Source organism: Thiolapillus sp. (assembly GCF_048562965.1).
GTDB lineage: Bacteria > Pseudomonadota > Gammaproteobacteria > Chromatiales > Chromatiaceae > Thiolapillus > Thiolapillus brandeum_A.
Genome location: NZ_JBHNMF010001494.1, coordinates 1 through 602, shown reverse-complemented (window position 1 = coordinate 602; position 602 = coordinate 1). Strand labels below are relative to the sequence as shown.

The following is a 602-nucleotide window of genomic DNA, read 5'->3' as shown; positions in this document are numbered from 1 at the left end:
TTCTTTCCAAGTGTCTGAAAATCAAAGCCAGATTCGGTATTGGTCTGCCAGGCCATGACGATGTTGCCGTCTTCCATCAAAGCCTCGCAGTGTTCCCAGAGCATCTCGCGCACGCGCCTGGAGACGTTGCCGAGATAGACGCCGGCGCGAACTTCAAGCAGCCAGACGGCGAGGCGGCCACGCAGGCGGGGCGGAACAGCTTCGGTGACGACGATGAGCATAGCCACGATCAGCCTCCGCGATGCCCTGCATCGCCAATACCCTTGGGTTCGGGAATGGCGGGGGGAACAGACGCCTTTGGCGGCTCAGGCGTCTGGATGCCGCCGGCGGAGAGGACATCTTCAATGCCGGGGATAATTTTTTTGAGGATGTTGGTTTCCCGGAAGATGTCGCGGCAGGCGAGGCGCACGACCTTGTCGGGGTTGGCAGGGCTGGACGCGGCGATCCTGAAGGCTTCAGGGACGACGGTATCAAATTTGTAGATGTCGGCAATGTCATACACGAAAGAGAGCGGTTTGCCGGTGTGGATGAAGCCGACAGCAGGGGCGTAGCCTGCGGCCAGCACGGCGGCCTCGGTGATGCCATAGAGGCAGGCGGTGGCG

1 protein-coding gene and 1 pseudogene are annotated in these 602 nt (G+C 61.0%); both read right to left on the bottom strand.

Going from position 1 to position 602, the window contains the following annotated elements; all coding sequences use genetic code 11:
• Positions 1-221, bottom strand: a 221-nt coding sequence (cas2e, locus tag ACOCD2_RS25120; protein ID WP_305802536.1) for a type I-E CRISPR-associated endoribonuclease Cas2e, incomplete at its 3' end; no start/stop codon positions are given.
• Positions 222-229: 8 nt separating this feature from the next.
• Positions 230-602 (bottom strand): annotated as a pseudogene (locus ACOCD2_RS25115) (type I-E CRISPR-associated endonuclease Cas1); the annotation flags it as partial.